The sequence below is a fragment of the uncultured Polaribacter sp. genome (assembly GCF_947503875.1).
In the GTDB taxonomy this organism is placed as follows: domain Bacteria; phylum Bacteroidota; class Bacteroidia; order Flavobacteriales; family Flavobacteriaceae; genus Polaribacter.
In genome coordinates this window covers 38818-55724 of sequence record NZ_CANNFH010000001.1, presented here as the reverse complement: position 1 = coordinate 55724, position 16907 = coordinate 38818, and the positions used below count along the sequence as shown (strand labels likewise).

Genomic DNA, 16907 nt, shown 5'->3' with positions numbered 1-16907 from the left:
AACTAAATTCGAAACAAAGTAACGAACTTTTTTTTTGTTTTAATAATTTAATCAAAAATATCTGATGACAGATATCTATCTCCTCTATCGCAAATAATGGCTACTACTACACCTTTCTCTATTGAGTTTGCAATTTTAATTGCTGTAGTTACAGAACCACCACTACTCATTCCAGAAAAAATGCCTTCTTCTTGTGCCAAACGAATGGTCATTGCTTTTGCTTCCTCTTCACCAACCTCTAAAATCTGATCAATTTTATTGGCTCTAAATATTGCTGGTAAATACTCTTTTTTCCATTTTCTTATTCCAGGAATTCTTGCGCCATCTTTAGGTTGTGCACCAATAATTTGAATGTCTTTATTTTTACCTTTTAAGTAATCTGAAACTCCCGTAATAGTACCTGTTGTACCCATTGCAGATACAAAATGAGTAACTGTACCTTCTGTATCTCTCCAAATTTCTGGCCCTGTTGTATTAAAATGTGCTTTAGGATTGTCTAAATTATCAAACTGATTTAAACGAAAATATCCTTTTTTATATTTTAAATCTAATGCATGGTCTATAGCGCCTTCCATACCTTTATCTGCAGGTGTTAATATTACCTCTGCACCATAAGCACGCATTGTTTTTACCCTTTCTATAGTAGAGTTTTCTGGCATTGTAATTACCATATTTACTCCTAAAACTTTTGCCATTAAAGCCAAAGCAATACCAGTGTTACCACTTGTTGCTTCTACTAAAGTATCTCCTTTTTTTATATTTTTCTTTTTAATTGCTTCAGAAATCATATAATAAGCAGCTCTGTCTTTAACACTTCCACCAGGATTATTACCTTCTAATTTTAACAACAAGGTAACACCATCTTTCTTAAAGATATGTTGCGCTTCTACCAAAGGTGTATTTCCTACAAAATCTATGATACTTTTGGTTTTCATTTTTTCTTTCTTTTTGTAATAAAATTATTTGACTCTACAGTAGCTATAGAGTTTTCTGGTATCGATTCTGTAATGCATACATTGGCTCCAATTATAGAATTTGCTCCAATTACTACATCTCCTCCTAAAATGGTTGCGTTTGCATAAATTACCACTCCACTTTCTATTGTTGGGTGCCTTTTGGTTGATGCTAAACTCTTTTTAACCTGAATACCGCCTAAAGTAACTCCTTGAAAAATTTGCACATTATCTTTAATAGTAGTGGTTTCTCCTATTACGATTCCTGTGGCGTGGTCTATAAAAAAAGATTCTCCAATATTTGCTCCTGGATGAATATCTGTGCCTGTAACACCATGTGCAAACTCACTCATAACTCTTGGTAAAACAGGAATTTCTAATTGCAATAATTGATGACTTAATCTATAAACGGCTGTTGCGTAAAAACCAGGGTAAGCCAAATAAACCTCTTCTAAGCTTTTAGCTGCAGGATCATTTTTATAGGCAGCTTCTGCGTCTAAATCTAACTTTTTTCTTATTGTAGTAAAACAAGCTTCAAAATTGTTCCAAAGATTTTCACTATTTTCTACACCTAACCTTTCTAATATTTCTTTAAATTTTACTTTGGTTTCTTCACCACTATTTGTACAATGTTCTGCATCAAACAAATTATGAATCAATTGCTTTGTAAAAACGCCAACTGTGTCTTTTAAACACATTTTGTAATTTTTTACAGCCAATGATTTTTCTGCTTCCTTTACTTGTTCTCCTTGTTCCATTAAAGTTCTAACTTTCTGGTGCCAACTCTACTTCTAAACCATTTAGTTCTGGTGTCATTTGTATTTGACAACCTAGTCTACTATTATCTTCTACATCAAATGCTTCTGCTAACATGGCATCTTCATCATCACTCATTTCTGGTAATTGGTGATTTGATTTTACATAACATTGGCAAGAGGCACACATTGCCATACCACCACAAACGCCAATTGTACCTTCTGGAGCAAGTTCGTAAGAACGTACTACTTCCATTAAATTCATAGCCATGTCTGTTGGGGCAACAATATCATGTGTTACGCCATCTCTATCTGTTATTTTTATATTGATGTCTTGCATCTATTTTTCTTTTATTGATATTGTATGCAAATTTACATAAACCTTACACAGTAAATAAGCTATTTGCTAAAGAAATCAATTAATTTCAAACAAGTTTAGCCCAGATTGAAGCTTTGTTTGAGCTCTTTTTTGCCTTTTTAGGCAAAAAAAGCGAGTGCGTAAAGCTGGAACCTGCCTGCCGGCAGGCAGGATAGCTTCTAAAAAAACTATTGAATTGCTTTAACTACTGCTTTTGGTGCTTCTTTTTTAGTTCCATCAAAACCTTCTACACCGCCAACTGTGGTATATTTCATTACGTATTTTTTGTCTGGAAAAATTCTTTGAAATGCACTTTGACACATTAAGGTTGCCTCATGAAAACCACATAAAATCAGCTTTAATTTACCTGGGTATGTGTTTACATCTCCAATAGCGTAAACGCCTGGTATATTGGTTTGGTAGTCTAAAGCGTTGTTTACTTTTATGGCATTTTTTTCTATTTCTAAGCCCCAGTTTCCTAAAGGACCTAATTTTGGTGATAGCCCAAATAGAGGAATAAAATGATCTGTATCTATGGTAAATGCTTCTTGACCTTTCTTTTGAATAGTAAGACCTGTTACTTTGTCTTCGCCTAAAATACCTGTAATTTCTGCTGGTGTAATTAATGCTATTTTGTTGGCATCTTTTAATTCTTGCACTTTTTCTACAGAATCTAATGCGCCTCTAAACTCGTTACGTCTGTGCACTAATGTTACAGATTTCGCAACGTCTGATAGGAAAATTGACCAATCTAAGGCAGAATCTCCTCCACCAGCAATTACCACATTTTTATTTCTATAGAATTCTGGTTCTTTAATAATGTATTCTACACCCTTATCTTCAAACTTGGCAATATTATCTAGCTTTGGTTTTCTTGGTTCAAAAGAGCCTAAACCACCTGCTATTGCTACAACTTTTGCGTGGTGCTTTGTACCTTTGTTTGTGGTTACAATAAATGTACCATCGTCTTGTTTTTCTAAAGTATCTGCACGTTCACCTAAGGTAAAACCTGGTTCAAATTGTTTAATTTGTTCCATTAATTTATCGGTTAAATCTCCGGCTAAAATTTCTGGATATGCAGGAATATCATAAATTGGTTTTTTTGGATAAATTTCTGAACACTGCCCACCTGCTTGTGGCAAAGCATCTATTAAATGACACTTTAATTTTAATAAACCCGCTTCAAAAACTGTAAATAATCCTGTTGGTCCTGCTCCGATAATTAGAATGTCTGTTGTAATCATTTTTATTAATTTGCTTTAGCTATTTGCTTTTAGCCATTTTATTTTTCCACTAAACTTTTTGTGAATTCGTTTAACTTTTCCACTTTTTCTTCAAAGTTTCCTTTGATGGTTTTTCTATATTCGTTTAAGTTTTTAACTAAGTCGTCTACATTTTCTGGAATTACATCTTCAAAAAATTGTCTTAATCTTTTTGCTGTTGTTGGCGATTTTCCATTGGTAGAAATAGCTACTTTTACGTTTCCTTTGGTTACAATACCACCCATATAAAAATCGCAATATGGTGGATTATCTGCCACATTTACCAATTTTGCTTGTGCTCTGCAATCTGCCCAAACTTGTACATTTACCTCTGGAATATCTGTTGTTGCTACAACTATATGCCTGCCATCTAAATATCTTTTATGGTAAACATCTTTTACCAAAGTTACGCATCCTTTTTTTGCTAAAGCTACAGTACCTTCTCTAAACATAGGAGAAACCATAGTTACTTTTGCATCTGGACTTGACTTTAAAAGAAATGTTAATTTTTCTTCTGCCACAAAACCACCTCCTATAATTAGAAAATTTAGGTTTTTAGATTTTAAAAAAATTGGATATAAATTATTTCTTTCCATTATGAACTCAAATTTTCTACACTACTTGCATAAAGTGCTTGTAATTCTTTTAAGCTTTGACGATGTTCTACCACTTTACCTAACAAAATAATTGCGGGATTTTTCAATTCCTTTTCTGCAACAATAGTTTCTATTGTATCTACTGTTCCAACGCCTATTTTCTCATCAAATCTTGTACCATTTTGTATGATAGCAACTGGTAAATTATTTTTGCCTTCTGCTTGAAATAGTTTTACAATCTGAGGCAATTTACTCATTCCCATTAAAACTACAACTGTAGCATTTGATTTTGCTGCTAATTGAATGTCTTCTGAGATTTTATGTTCTTTTGTTGTACCTGTAATTACCCAAAAACTCTCTGCACTACCTCTTTTAGTTACAGGTATATTTTGACTGGCAGCTACTGCCATTGATGACGATATGCCAGGTACCATTGCAACTGCTACTCCAAAATTTGCAGCGTATGCCATTTCTTCTGCACCTCTGCCAAAAATAAAAGGATCGCCACCTTTTAAACGAACAACATGACCGTCCGTTTTTGCTCTGGCAACAATTAACTCGTTAATTTGCTCTTGTTGATATTTATAACAACCTCTGCGTTTACCTACAAAAATTTGTTCGGCCTTTGGGTTTATATATGCTAACAATTCTTCATTTACCAAAGCATCATACAAAACTACATTTGCAGTTTTTAATACTTTTATTGCTTTTACTGTGATAAGATCTACATCTCCAGGTCCTGCACCTACAACTGTTAATTTGGGAGTTTTTAAATTCATAATTTTTAAACTACGCTTTCTGCAGCTACATTAGACGATTCTCTAAAATTTTTAACTTTAATTAATAGCGCTTTAGAATCGTTAATATACTGTAAACAAAACTCTTTAGTTGGCGCGTTCTTGTTAATTTGATAAATTAACTCGCTAAAAGAAGTGCTTAACTCAATTTTACCAGAGGCAATAAACAACTCATCAAACTGTGCAATAATGCTTGCATGTGTATTTGTTTTCTTATTTTCTGCTAGTAACATTGCTTTAGCTGTATTTACTAAAGATTGGTATGCATAATATATAGCACCAGAATAAATTTTACTGTTGTATGCTTCTTCTGCATTGTCAATTTTTTCTTGACTTTCTAAAAACAAAGTCGCAATTAAATCGATTACAACACCTGCACATTCACCTACTCCAATTGCTTTTACGTATTTTTCTTCTTCTCCCCAATCGATAAAATCTTCTTGGGTTAAGTTGGTAACATCTTGTAAATCTTGTAAGAAATTGTAGAAATACTTTTCTCCTTTTTCTTTGTAATAATGTACAAATAATTGGCCGTTTGCATTTGCTTCGTAGTCATTAAAAATTCTACGCAATGCTTCTGGTCCTCTTCTACTTGGTACTTTTACTACTTTATCTGCAAAAACTGCATTACCATCACCTAAATTACCACCACCTAATAATACTTGTAAAGCTGGTGCTACTAATTTATCTTTGGTTCTTACAGTCATTCCTTGAAAACCAATGTTTGCCATGTTGTGTTGCCCACAAGCATTCATACAACCACTAATTTTAATAACTAAATCTTGGTTTTTTAAATACTGAGGATATTCTTTTGCAATAACGCGCTCTAATTCTTCTGCAATACCTGTACTACTTGCTATACCTAAGTTACAAGTGTCTGTACCTGGGCAAGCTGTAATATCTACTGCTTTATTATAACCTGCTTCTACAAAACCTAATTTTTCTAATTCTTGATAGAAAAAAGGTACTAATTCTGTTTTAACAAAAGGAATAACAATATTTTGACGTAAAGTTAAACGTACTTCTCCTGCAGCATACTTGTCTACCAAATCTGCTAATAAACGCGCTTTATCTGTGTAAAAATCTCCTAATAATACTTTTACCCCAATTGCAACATAGCCTTCTTGTTTTTGCGGAATTAAGTTTGTTGATTTCCACAAATCAAAAGCAGCTTGATTTTTAATACTAACTTCTGGTGCTGTTATTGAAACAGGCACTGATGCTACATAGCTTTCTGCATCAATTGGCACAGTTTTTAAATCAATTGCTTTTTGCTCTTGAGCAATTAAATCTTTAAAAGCCTCTAAACCAATATCTTTTAATAAGAATTTCATTCTTGCTTTGGCTCTACTTTTGCGCTCACCATATCTATCAAAAACTCTTAAAACACCTTCCATTACAGGAATAATTTGATCTGTTGGCAAAAAGTCATACAAAACATCTGCATGTCTTGGTTGTGAACCTAAACCACCTGCAACCATAACTTTAAAACCTCTTACACCATCTTGTATTTTAGCAATAAAACCTAAATCATGTAAGTAAGACAAACCTGTATCTTCATCTGTAGAAGAAAAAGAAACTTTAAACTTACGCCCCATTTCTTGACAAATAGGATTACGTAAAAAGAATTTATATAAAGCGTCTGCATAAGGAGAAACATCAAAAGGCTCATCTACATCTATACCTGCTGTTTCACTTGCTGTTACGTTTCTAACTACATTACCACAAGCTTCTCTTAACGTAACATCATCACGCTCTAACTCTGCCCATAATTCTGGAGTTCTATTTAAATCTACATAATGAATTTGAATATCTTGACGTGTTGTAATGTGCAATCTACCTCTAGAATATTCGTCTGAAACCTTAGAAATTCTGCGTAATTGGTTGCTTTTTAATTTACCATAAGGTATTTTAATACGAATCATTTGTACGCCTTCTTGACGCTGACCATAAACACCTCTTGCTAAACGTAAACTTCTAAATTTTTCTTCATCTAATTGCAAATTATTAAATGCTGCAATTTTATCTGCCAATTCAATAATATCTCTTTCTACTACTGGATTTTCTATTTCTGTCTCAAAACTTCTCATTTCCTCTTGTTTAAATGTTGAAAGTTTTTAAAGTTGTAAAAGCAGCACTTTTTAACTTTAAACTAACTGTCTTTTTACTTTATTATTTTATAAAACCTACGCCTACAGTATTGTTTGTTTTTGGATCGATTAAAATAAATGAGCCATTAGATTTATTTTTGCTGTATGCATCAAAAGCCAAAGGTTTACTTAATTTTAATTGAATATCTCCTATCTGATTTAAAACTAATGCTGATGGATTTTCTTCTACACCAGAAAAATCTGTTTTAATAATACTTTTTAATTGTGTAATTTTTGCTTGAGCATCATTTACACCATGTTTAATGTAATATTTTTGTGATGCTTGTAATGGCTCTTTATCCATCCAACAAATAGTTGCTTCTAATTGTTTTGCTATAGTTGGTTTTTCTGCTACTTTTACCAACATATCTCCTCTACTTACATTTACATTGTCTTCTAAAGTAATGCTTACAGAGCTACCTCTTTTTGCTACTTGATATTCTTTATCGAAAAAATTAATGCTTTTTATTTTAGATTTTGTTTCTGATGGCAACACTGCTACCTCATCTCCTACTGCAAAATCTCCTCCATAAATTTTACCTGCATAACCTCTATAATCATGATACTCTTCTGTTTTTGGTCTTATAACTGTTTGCACAGGAAAACGTGTTTGAGAAACATCATTAATATCTTCTGGCTCTAATCTTTCTAAATGGTGCATTAAGGTTTCCCCTTTATACCATTCCATATTATCAGACTTATCAACAACATTATCTCCTTTTAACGCAGATAATGGAATAAAGGTTAAATTCTGCCCCTTATATTCGCTTTTGCTTGCTAAATATTCAATTTCTCCTTTAATTGCGTTGAATTTTTCTTCAGAAAAATCTACTAAATCCATTTTATTAACAGCAATTACCACATCTTTAATACGCAATAAATTATTGATAAAAAAGTGTCTGTAAGTTTGTTCTACAACGCCATTTCTAGCATCAATTAAAACAATAGATGCTTGTGCTGTAGAAGCACCTGTAACCATGTTTCTGGTATATTCTATATGACCAGGAGTATCTGCAATAATGAAACTTTTAGATGGTGTAGAAAAATAGATATGTGCAACATCTATTGTAATTCCTTGTTCACGTTCTGCTACTAATCCATCTGTTGCCAAAGAAAAGTCTAAATAATCAAAACCTCTCTGACGGCTTTTTTCTTCTATTGCTTCTAATTTATCATCAGTTAGTGATTTTGTATCGTATAATATACGACCAATTAAGGTACTTTTACCATCATCTACACTTCCTGCTGTTGCTATTTTTAATACTTTCATTCTTTATTAGCTGTTTGCTATTAGCTTTTGCCCTTTAGCATTTTTGTGTTGCTTTCTTTATTTTCTAATGGCTAATAGCCAGAAGCTAATAGCAAAAATTTGTTTTACAAATTTTTAAAAATATCCTTGTTGTTTTCTTTTTTCCATTGCTGCTTCAGAACGTTTGTCATCTATTCTTGCACCTCTTTCTGAAATTGAAGAATCTCTAATTTCTTCTACCACTTTTACAATATCTACAGCGTCTGACAATACTGCTGCTGTACAACTCATATCTCCTACCGTTCTAAAACGCACCATTCTTTCTACAACTTCTTCCTCTTCATCTCTAAAAACAACATCGTCATCTGCAGACCAAATCATGCCATCTCTTACAAATATTTTTCTTTTATGCGCAAAATAGATTGATGGTATTTCAATATTTTCTTGCTCTATATAAGACCAAACGTCTAATTCTGTCCAATTAGAAATTGGAAAAACACGTACATTTTGCCCTAAATCTATTTTTCCGTTTAACATATCAAATACTTCTGGACGTTGATTTTTCTCATCCCATTGTCCAAAATCGTCTCTTACAGAAAAAATTCTTTCTTTAGCTCTTGCTTTTTCTTCATCTCTTCTTGCGCCTCCTATACATGCATCAAATCCAAATTCTTCTATGGCATCTAACAAAGTTTCGGTTTGCAACATATTTCTACTTGCATACCTACCTGTTTCTTCTTTTACTCTACCAGAATCTATATTGTCTTGTACATTTCTTACAATTAATTCAACGCCCAATTCTTTTGCTAATCTATCTCTAAATTCTATAGTTTCTGGAAAGTTATGTCCAGTATCTATATGCAATAAAGGAAAAGGAATTTTGGCCGGATAAAATGCTTTTTGCGCTAAACGCACTAAAGTTATACTGTCTTTTCCTCCAGAAAATAATAACACTGGCTTTTCAAACTGTGCTACTACTTCTCTAAAAATAAAAATTGCTTCACTTTCTAAAGCATCTACTTGTATTGTATTTTGACTCATTTTTTTTTGCTTTTGGCTTTACGCCTTTGGCTAATAGCAAACAGCTAATAGCTTACGAATGTAAACCACACTCGCGGTTACTTTCTACTTTTGTTGGATCGAAATATGTAAACTCGTTTGGCAATTCTTTCTCTGCTAAATAAGCATCTAATTGTGTATCTGACCAATTGTAAAACGGACTTACTTTAATAACACCATCTTTACTTTGCGAAACTATATTTATACTATTTCTAAATGCAGTTTGCCCTTTTCTTAAGTTTGTAAACCAAACATCTGGTTGATGTTCTGCCATTGCTCTAGAAAATGGTTCTAACTTTACTTGTTCTGTAAAAATTGCATGTTTTGGATCTTCTATTGATGGAACTCCCAACACTACATTTCTATGCGAAACCGTTTGTTTTGGAACATACAAATGAATATTCAAGTTTAATTTTTGAATAATTTCTTCTGCATGCTTATAGGTTTGTACTGTATTATAACCTGTATCACACCAAATTACTTTAATATCTTTTTTAACTTCTGTAACTGCGTTTAAAATAGCAACTTCATAAGGTCTAAAATTGGTTGTAATTACAGGGTTTTCTGACAAAGAAATAGCCCACGCAATAATTTCTGCCGGACTTTTATCTTGTAACTCTTTATTTACTGCTTCTAAATTTAGGTTCATTATTTTCCCCATTTTATTTTATTCCAAATTCTTTCATGAAAAAAATACAACAACAATTTAGTTAAAAAATCTACAGACGCTATTGAAGTTGCCAAAACTAACTCTCCTGTTAATAAATAAGAGACTACTAAAGTATCTAACGTTCCTATAACTCGCCAGCTTAATGCTTTTAATACACTTCGTAAAGGTTTTTCTGAGTTCTTGTCCTCATCAAAACCCTTACTCTGTGCTTTTTTACTAAAAATGACTTGGTTTAAAATCATAAAAAATTAATTCAAATATTACCCTAGTTAATTAATAGGGTATGCAAACATACACTAAATATATTACTCTAGTCGCATAAAAATCTAGAAAATTACTAAAACCCTATAGAATTAGTAGATTAATAAAAAAAAGGGTTCTTTATTAAAAAATTAAAGAAAATAAAAAGTATTGTTTACTAATAATGAAGCGCAAATAAAAGACACAATTTACTTATATCTGCATAAGTCTGCTAACGTAGTATTTTTAAAAATCTGTAAAGAACTGTCTCTTATCTGAATCATTAGATTGCGCACGGCACATACATTCTCATCAGGACAATCTGCACACTTTTCATAAAAATTCAAACTTACACAAGGCACCATAGAAATTGGCCCTTCTAAAACCCTATAAATGCTGGCCATTTTAATTTCACTAGGTTCTTTTAACAAGTAATAACCACCACCTTTGCCTTTTTTGGAACTTAAAAAACCATTTTTACGTAACGTTAATAAAATACTTTCTAAAAATTTTAGAGATATATTTTCGCTTTTAGATATGGTGGCAATTGACACAGGAGCATTATCTTCTTGCCTAGCCAAAAAGGTAAGTGCTTTAATGCCGTATTTTGTTTTTTTAGAAAGCATTTTGCTAAATTAAGAAATTAAAAAACAACTAATAATTTTTGATAAAAATGTTTCTTGAGAGTGCTTTTCATCTATCTTCATCACTAAAAATAAAAAACATTTAGTATTTGTAGTTCTTTAAAAATATGGAATCGTTTTTTTGTTTGGCTTTAATTACTGCTTGTATATCATTATTAGGAATAGTAACAGACAGTACATATTGCTTAATTACCCAATTATTGTTTACTTTTTCTAACACTCCAGAACCTCTGCAAGTACCCATCCAAGTATGCAGCAGTTCATTAAACCATACAAAATTCCCGATATTATTTACTTGAATATTTCTCTCTAACGTTTTAAAGTCCCATGCTTTTCCTTTATCAAAATACGGTTTACTAAACGCTGAAAAATCTTTCTTAGTCCATATTTCTTCGGCAGCTGTACCTATATAAAAAGAACTACTATCTAATGCATTAAAATAAGCATCAAAATTTGCATCAGATGCTGCTTTATGCCAATTTACTAAAAAAGTATCTACTTCTTTTTTAATTGCAACACTATCTGTTTGCCTATTTATAAGCATTTTCCCACAATTTGTAAACGTAAATAAAGCGATTAAAATTAGTGTAATCTTCATAATTATAACTTTACTGTACAGCATCCTTTTTATTTTCAAGCTTACCTTTTAACTTTTCGTTTTGTAATAAATCTATAGAATTTTTAGACACACTGTCTATTCTAGTAGAATCTAAACCAATATACTCTGAAGTAATATACAATTCATCTTCATATTTCTTTTTTAGCAACATCGTATTTATCTTAAGCTTTACAGAAGAAAAAGCATCAATAGTTTTAGCTACTTGCTCGTTAACTTCGGTTGCTTTTATAGCTTTAATATCAATTAAATCTGCCAAACGTAACGTTTCATTATACAAGATATTCACCCTAGTATTAAAAGAAGGCACCTCAAAAATTATTGGTTTTATAGTATCCTTTAGCTTTTTCACCAAATCCTTTAACTCTAATGCATTGCTTAAAGCTTCATTAGGAGATATTTTTTGATATTTTACAAAAAAGGAATCTACTAATTTTAAAGATTTCCAACCTTCTACCTCCTTTGCAAATTCTGTTTTTACACCAACCGTTTTTTTATGAGTTGTTATTACACTCATTTTTGGTTTTATTTGCGAGGCTATTTCCGTTTGTTGCTTTTTATCGCCGCAAGCGGAAAAAAAAACGATACTAATTAAAAAATATATGTATTTCACAGTTTTGTTTAAAACGTAAAAATAAGCAAAATAATAAATAGCATAATTCTCATTTTTAAGAAGTAATAAAAATTAAATGTTTTATGCTTATTGTAAGTTATTAATTTAAAAATCGTCTTATCTTGTATCTTAAATAAAAAAATTAACAACCAAATACCAGTACTTTAAGTACTTCTAATATGAAAGAAATTATAAAAAAAGGTTTAGAAAACGCAATTACCTACGTAGAATACAGAAATTTAGTAAGCAATTTACTAAAAGAAGATAAATCTACAGGCCCAAATCAGTCTGCTGATTTAACAAATTACAGCATGTTAAATGACAGAAGAATGAAAAGATTAGACAAAACCATAAAAATTACAGAAGAAACTGCTGCCGCTTTTGCCAAAATTACAAAACCACAAACATGGTTGGCAATTTCTGAAGGTTGGTGTGGAGATGCAGCTCAAAACTTACCTGTAATAAACAAAATAGCAGCATTAACAGATAAAATAGATTTTAAAGTAGTTTTAAGAGACGAGAATTTAGAATTAATGGATTTATTTTTAACTAACGGTGGTAGATCTATTCCTAAACTAGTTGCTTTAGATGAGCACAATAACGTTTTATATACCTGGGGACCAAGACCAAAAGTTGCTACTAAAATGGTTGCAGATTATAAAGAAAAGCATGGTGCAATAGATGCCGCTTTTAAACAAGATTTACAAGTTTGGTATAATAAAGACAAAGGGCAAAGTGTACAAGCAGATTTTATTGAACTTACGGAAAAAGCAGAATTTATAGAGGCTTAAATTTTAAAAAATATAATATAAAACCGCAAATAACAGTGTTATTTGCGGTTTTCTTTTTAGCTATATTTGTCAACTAAATATAAATTATGTTTGTTAATTTTGATACCATTTCAGACGATGCTAAAGTTTGGATTTACCCTTCTAGTAGAAAATTTTATAATTCAGAGATTGATGAAATTACGGAAAAAGTAAAGTCTTTTGTAGAGAATTGGAAAGCAGAAAACCCTGATTTTAAAGCATCTTATAAAATCTTACACAACAGGTTTATAATTTTAACTGCAGATGATGTTGCTACTCCTCTAAATAATAAAGATATAGATGCATCTGTTAGTTTTATTTTAGAACTGCAAGAGACTTATAAAATTGAACTGTTAGACAAAATGAATGTTTGCTTTAAACAAGGTGAATATGTACAATACAAAGATTTAAAAGATTTTAAAAAGCTTTTAAAAAACAAAGCATTAACCGGTAAAACTATAATTTTTGATAATCTACTTACTACAAAACAAGATTTCGAGAATTTTTGGGAAATACCAATTGAAGAAAGTTGGTATAGCCGATTTTTAAAGAAATAAACAAAAATCTATTTTAAAAATTAAAAAGCTTCACAAAAATTGTGAAGCTTTTTTTAGCAGCGGGAACTGAATTTACTTCGCCTACGCTCAGCATAAACTTCTCGTCCGTTGATTTTTAAACAAAAAAAAGGTTAAAACAATTAAGTTTTAACCTTTATCTAAGTAGCGGGAACTGGACTTTATATCCTACCCTGTAATCTCTTACATCGTTGTTTTTCAATTAATTGCAATTGGGTGATTTTATTATTTTTAGGTTATTTGAGCCGAATATGAGACGGTTTAAAAACCACTTTCTCCTTTATTATTAGGAGTTTGTGGCTTATCTATTTTTTTTGAAACCTCATTTTTTAGCACTTTTTCAATATCTTTTGATAATCTTCCATCTGTATCAGAAAGAATAAAACTTAATTGTTCTTTATTTTGATTATCCATAACCTTATGCCATTACTACAGCTGCAAAAACAGCAGCGACAACACCTAAAATTGAAATCCAAGCCAAAACTTGTAAGTTCTTTTTCATTGACTCAAACTTTTTATTGTTTGCTTTAGCTATTTTAACTAATTCTTCAAGGTTCTGATTAATTGTTGTTTTATTTTCTTCCATAATTCTATTTATTTGCTTTTTATTTCAATAGTAAACTTACCTGGTCCTTTAGTTTTTTTTGGAGTATTTTGTTTATATCCTTGATACCTTAATAAATCGATTATTGCCATTTCTTTAAAATAGTTTAACAATTCTATTTCTTTTTTAAATCGATATTTAATAAATAAATACATTCCAATCGTTGTTATTTGATACTCTTCCTGATTCTTTATAAAATTGATATTAAATGATTTTTTATAACCAAAATCAGAACATCTATTTCCAGTTTGTTTTATATGGTTTTTAAAGCTTTCAATATTAATTTTTAATATTTTACAAACTTCTTCTGAATCCCAAACTGTTATATCAAAACTTTTCTCAAACTCAATTATATAGCAACTATCTTCAAATTTTTCTTCCATTTACTCAATTTTTATTAATTAGAAAAGCATTTATAAATGCTTTTAGTTTTCTGTTTTTTTTAATTGAGCAATTAACTCTTTGCTTAATTGCCTATTTTCTTCTAAAACTTCTAAATATTTATCTTTATAATTATTCTCATAATTATCAGGTTCTTCCATTACTAAATTTTCTTTTTCTTTTTCAATTTTACGCTTTCCAGTGATTAACCAATTCAAATCAATATCTGGATATTCCTGTGAAAAATCCCCTAAAACTTTCGAACGTAGTGAAGATTTCAAACTTTTCCCTTTGAAATTTTCATAAGTAGTACCAAAATCTTTAAAAAATTTTTCATAGCTAATTCCTTTATTTTTAGCAACTTGAAGCAATCTTATTTTTATTTCGTCAGATTTTTCCACTAACAATTTGTTTATTAGGTTATTTTTCCCCTATCTTTGTGATAGTATTGTTTTACTAATGTAATAGTTTTTTTTAAGTAAACAAATAGGGTTTTTCTATGATAACTAAAGAGGATAAAGAAATAATTAAAGACATCATTGGGCATAGATATGCGCCAATTATTCAAGATGAATTAAATGAATCTAAAGAATTTAATAAAGATGGAGAACCTTACTCTACAGGTCAAATAACTAATGTTATGAATGGAGTAAAACACGCAGTAATTGAAGCTGCAATATACAGAGTTGTAGAATTTAAGTTGGCAGAAGAGAAGAAAAGACAACTCCTTTTAAATAAAATGTAAAATGAATAATAACAAGGAATTAATCGATAGTCATAATGAATTACTAACCGTAGTTATAGCTTATCATCATGTAAACTTAACCAAAGTTGCAAAAGATAATCCTGCTAGAAAAGCTATAGAAAAAGTAATTGATAATGCTATTAAAATAAAAAAATCCGTAGCAGCAACTACGGACTCTTAAATTTTTAATTAATCACAAAATCTTAAACCTATGATTAACAACAGCGAAATTACAAATTTTAGTCCAAACCCAAAAATAGCAGGGTTAATGCCTTATGATTCGAATATAGAATTTGTAGGTATCAGAAAAACAAAGCAAGTTTTATGGTTACAAAACGGCAGCAATCATTATTTTTCAGACCTACCTGTTGAACATTACAACCTTTTAAAAACTTCATATTTAAAGGATCATAAAGCTAGAAGGTTTTTAGAAGCCGTTTCTGATCACTTACCACGTCAAGTAGAATTATACACATACTATATGTATGGAGAAGTAGATTCTACGCCCGATATCTCTAATGGCAAGTTAGCTCCTTCAGAGAACTTTAGAGATACCCGAAACTGCCCTAGCCTTTTATGGAATAGCAAAAATATAAACATTGGTAATCATATTCTTACGCCTCGCCAATTAGTTATTGTAGACCTTATTGGTAACAATCTGCCAGATAAAGCAATCGCATCAGTTTTAGGTGTGTCTCACAAAACGCTTGACTTTCACAAATCCAATCTTTTTAAAGCGGTTGGTGTGTCTACAAAAATGGAGCTTCTAAAATTATCTATTCAACATAAAATCATAGCGTAATGAAAACAGTAACACTAAAACCTAAAAAAATGGCAATACGTATTGAACCAACAGAGCAAAACACCTTTACAGTAAACGGAAAGGAAGTATATCAAGATATGGCAGGCAATTGGGTAGCAAAAGACATTAAAATGTTTACTGCACCAGAGTTAAGAGCTTGGAGTAATTATAAAAAGGTTGCTATTGACGGTAATAGAAAAAATCTAACAATGACTATTCGTTGCTAATGCCTTTTACTATTCATACGATAGCAATTGAAAGTAAAACATTCTCTAGTCATGAAAAGGCTAGACTTTTTGAAGCCTTTTGTATAGGAATGCGTATAGATTATTCACTGATATATCCAAATGGGAATATTAAAGATGTTGAATTTAAAGAAAAACACATGACAACAATTACTGAATTAGACGAGAAAATAGATAAGCTAAAAAAGCAAATGAAATTTTTATCTGAAGACAAGAATGTTAGCGATAAAGATCGTAACGAATTAAGGCAGTACTATGAAAGCAAACTCAATTCCTACACAACCAGAAGAAAAACGCTTATTGAAAATATCGATGTTACGGCAGAAGTTCTCAACCCCAAAGGAAAATAAGATTGAGAAACGCTTAAGACTAGAAGAATTTTATATAACAGACCAATTAGCACACATTCCAAACATGAATGTTGCAGAATATTACAAGAAAATAGTAAAGAAGAAAAATTATGCCAAACAACATCATCAACTTTAGCGCAAACTGGAACAACAAGCTAGACTGTATGGCCTTTACAACTATTAGATTAAGAAATAGTAATAAATATCAAATTGGTAAAGAGTATAAAATAATTCTTAAAAAGAACTTTAAAAAGAATGCTCGTATTGAAGCTATCAAAACTATTTATTTCAATCAAATCAATGAGTTTATAGCACATCTTGACACCGGGTATTCTGCGCACGAAACTAAAAATATTATTAAGAAAATGTACTCAAAGGTTAACCTTGAAACACAACCATTTTCATTCATCCTTTTAAAAACACTTAACTAACCA

Annotated in this window: 26 protein-coding genes; 8 read left to right on the top strand and 18 right to left on the bottom strand. The window is 30.9% G+C overall.

Annotation, left to right across the window (positions count from 1 at the left end; all coding sequences use genetic code 11):
• Nucleotides 1-47: 47 nt before the first annotated feature.
• The 14 genes from cysM to Q0684_RS00270 form a co-directional block, all read right to left on the bottom strand.
• Nucleotides 48-935, bottom strand: coding sequence for a cysteine synthase CysM (cysM, locus tag Q0684_RS00335; protein ID WP_299012052.1), 888 nt, complete (start codon nt 933-935; stop codon nt 48-50).
• Nucleotides 932-1711 carry a serine O-acetyltransferase EpsC gene (gene epsC / locus Q0684_RS00330; RefSeq protein WP_299012051.1) on the bottom strand — a complete coding sequence of 260 codons (780 nt, stop codon included), beginning with the start codon at nt 1709-1711 and terminating at the stop codon, nt 932-934. Before epsC ends, cysM begins: the two co-directional genes overlap by 4 nt.
• A gap of 7 nt (nt 1712-1718) precedes the next feature.
• Nucleotides 1719-2048, bottom strand: a complete 330-nt coding sequence (locus Q0684_RS00325; protein ID WP_299012050.1) for a 2Fe-2S iron-sulfur cluster-binding protein — start codon at nt 2046-2048, stop codon at nt 1719-1721.
• A 206-nt stretch (nt 2049-2254) separates the two neighbouring features.
• Nucleotides 2255-3310 (bottom strand): NAD(P)/FAD-dependent oxidoreductase, encoded by a 1056-nt coding sequence (locus Q0684_RS00320; RefSeq protein ID WP_299012049.1) that lies wholly within the window; start codon nt 3308-3310, stop codon nt 2255-2257.
• A 38-nt stretch (nt 3311-3348) separates the two neighbouring features.
• A complete protein-coding gene (locus Q0684_RS00315) occupies nt 3349-3924 on the bottom strand; it encodes a bifunctional precorrin-2 dehydrogenase/sirohydrochlorin ferrochelatase (RefSeq protein WP_299012048.1) in 576 nt (191 codons plus the stop codon).
• Entirely contained in the window at nt 3924-4703 is a 780-nt protein-coding gene (gene cobA / locus Q0684_RS00310; RefSeq protein ID WP_299012047.1) for a uroporphyrinogen-III C-methyltransferase, read from the bottom strand. Before cobA ends, Q0684_RS00315 begins: the two co-directional genes overlap by 1 nt.
• Before the next feature lie 5 nt (nt 4704-4708).
• Nucleotides 4709-6811 carry a HEPN domain-containing protein gene (locus Q0684_RS00305; RefSeq protein ID WP_299012046.1) on the bottom strand — a complete coding sequence of 701 codons (2103 nt, stop codon included), beginning with the start codon at nt 6809-6811 and terminating at the stop codon, nt 4709-4711.
• A gap of 82 nt (nt 6812-6893) precedes the next feature.
• Nucleotides 6894-8141 carry a GTP-binding protein gene (locus Q0684_RS00300; RefSeq protein ID WP_299012045.1) on the bottom strand — a complete coding sequence of 416 codons (1248 nt, stop codon included), beginning with the start codon at nt 8139-8141 and terminating at the stop codon, nt 6894-6896.
• 114 nt (nt 8142-8255) lie between these two features.
• Nucleotides 8256-9161 carry a sulfate adenylyltransferase subunit CysD gene (gene cysD, locus Q0684_RS00295; RefSeq protein WP_299012044.1) on the bottom strand — a complete coding sequence of 302 codons (906 nt, stop codon included), beginning with the start codon at nt 9159-9161 and terminating at the stop codon, nt 8256-8258.
• 52 nt (nt 9162-9213) lie between these two features.
• Nucleotides 9214-9828, bottom strand: a complete 615-nt coding sequence (locus tag Q0684_RS00290) for a phosphoadenosine phosphosulfate reductase family protein (protein WP_299012043.1) — start codon at nt 9826-9828, stop codon at nt 9214-9216.
• Complete coding sequence (locus Q0684_RS00285) at nt 9828-10091, bottom strand: DUF2061 domain-containing protein (RefSeq protein ID WP_299012042.1); 264 nt, start codon at nt 10089-10091, stop codon at nt 9828-9830. Before Q0684_RS00285 ends, Q0684_RS00290 begins: the two co-directional genes overlap by 1 nt.
• Nucleotides 10092-10298: 207 nt before the next feature.
• On the bottom strand, nt 10299-10715 hold the full coding sequence (locus Q0684_RS00280; protein ID WP_299012041.1) for an Rrf2 family transcriptional regulator: 417 nt from the start codon (nt 10713-10715) through the stop codon (nt 10299-10301).
• A 100-nt stretch (nt 10716-10815) separates the two neighbouring features.
• The gene (locus tag Q0684_RS00275; RefSeq protein ID WP_299012040.1) at nt 10816-11331 is read right to left on the bottom strand and encodes a nuclear transport factor 2 family protein; all 516 of its coding nucleotides are present in this window, start codon (nt 11329-11331) and stop codon (nt 10816-10818) included.
• A 10-nt stretch (nt 11332-11341) separates the two neighbouring features.
• Nucleotides 11342-11866: a hypothetical protein gene (locus Q0684_RS00270; RefSeq protein WP_299012039.1), complete on the bottom strand. Its 525-nt coding sequence runs from the start codon at nt 11864-11866 to the stop codon at nt 11342-11344.
• A 275-nt stretch (nt 11867-12141) separates the two neighbouring features.
• Here Q0684_RS00270 and Q0684_RS00265 point away from each other — a divergent pair, with 275 nt between their 5' ends.
• Both Q0684_RS00265 and Q0684_RS00260 read left to right on the top strand, forming a co-directional pair.
• On the top strand, nt 12142-12753 hold the full coding sequence (locus Q0684_RS00265) for a thioredoxin family protein (protein ID WP_299012038.1): 612 nt from the start codon (nt 12142-12144) through the stop codon (nt 12751-12753).
• Between the two features lie 86 nt (nt 12754-12839).
• Nucleotides 12840-13328: an ABC transporter ATPase gene (locus Q0684_RS00260; protein WP_299012037.1), complete on the top strand. Its 489-nt coding sequence runs from the start codon at nt 12840-12842 to the stop codon at nt 13326-13328.
• A gap of 279 nt (nt 13329-13607) precedes the next feature.
• Here the strand turns inward: Q0684_RS00260 and Q0684_RS00255 are convergent, their stop codons facing one another.
• The 4 genes from Q0684_RS00255 to Q0684_RS00240 are packed head-to-tail and all read right to left on the bottom strand — an operon-like array spanning nt 13608 to nt 14732.
• Nucleotides 13608-13760, bottom strand: coding sequence for a hypothetical protein (locus tag Q0684_RS00255; RefSeq protein WP_299012036.1), 153 nt, complete (start codon nt 13758-13760; stop codon nt 13608-13610).
• A 4-nt stretch (nt 13761-13764) separates the two neighbouring features.
• Nucleotides 13765-13932, bottom strand: coding sequence for a hypothetical protein (locus tag Q0684_RS00250; protein WP_299012035.1), 168 nt, complete (start codon nt 13930-13932; stop codon nt 13765-13767).
• Nucleotides 13933-13940: 8 nt separating this feature from the next.
• Nucleotides 13941-14333: a hypothetical protein gene (locus Q0684_RS00245; RefSeq protein ID WP_299012034.1), complete on the bottom strand. Its 393-nt coding sequence runs from the start codon at nt 14331-14333 to the stop codon at nt 13941-13943.
• A gap of 42 nt (nt 14334-14375) precedes the next feature.
• Entirely contained in the window at nt 14376-14732 is a 357-nt protein-coding gene (locus Q0684_RS00240) for a hypothetical protein (RefSeq protein WP_299012033.1), read from the bottom strand.
• Between the two features lie 98 nt (nt 14733-14830).
• On the opposite strand from Q0684_RS00240, the gene Q0684_RS00235 reads away from it, so the two are divergent.
• From Q0684_RS00235 to Q0684_RS00210, 6 genes are all read left to right on the top strand, one after another.
• Nucleotides 14831-15076, top strand: a complete 246-nt coding sequence (locus Q0684_RS00235; RefSeq protein WP_299012032.1) for a hypothetical protein — start codon at nt 14831-14833, stop codon at nt 15074-15076.
• A gap of 1 nt (nt 15077) precedes the next feature.
• Complete coding sequence (locus Q0684_RS00230; RefSeq protein WP_299012031.1) at nt 15078-15257, top strand: hypothetical protein; 180 nt, start codon at nt 15078-15080, stop codon at nt 15255-15257.
• Nucleotides 15258-15287: 30 nt separating this feature from the next.
• The gene (locus tag Q0684_RS00225; RefSeq protein WP_299012030.1) at nt 15288-15878 is read left to right on the top strand and encodes a LuxR C-terminal-related transcriptional regulator; all 591 of its coding nucleotides are present in this window, start codon (nt 15288-15290) and stop codon (nt 15876-15878) included.
• The gene (locus Q0684_RS00220) at nt 15878-16105 is read left to right on the top strand and encodes a hypothetical protein (RefSeq protein WP_299012029.1); all 228 of its coding nucleotides are present in this window, start codon (nt 15878-15880) and stop codon (nt 16103-16105) included. Before Q0684_RS00225 ends, Q0684_RS00220 begins: the two co-directional genes overlap by 1 nt.
• Entirely contained in the window at nt 16105-16473 is a 369-nt protein-coding gene (locus Q0684_RS00215) for a hypothetical protein (RefSeq protein WP_299012028.1), read from the top strand. The genes Q0684_RS00220 and Q0684_RS00215 overlap by 1 nt, the downstream gene beginning before the upstream one ends.
• Before the next feature lie 110 nt (nt 16474-16583).
• Nucleotides 16584-16904: a hypothetical protein gene (locus tag Q0684_RS00210; RefSeq protein WP_299012027.1), complete on the top strand. Its 321-nt coding sequence runs from the start codon at nt 16584-16586 to the stop codon at nt 16902-16904.
• Nucleotides 16905-16907: the final 3 nt, after the last annotated feature.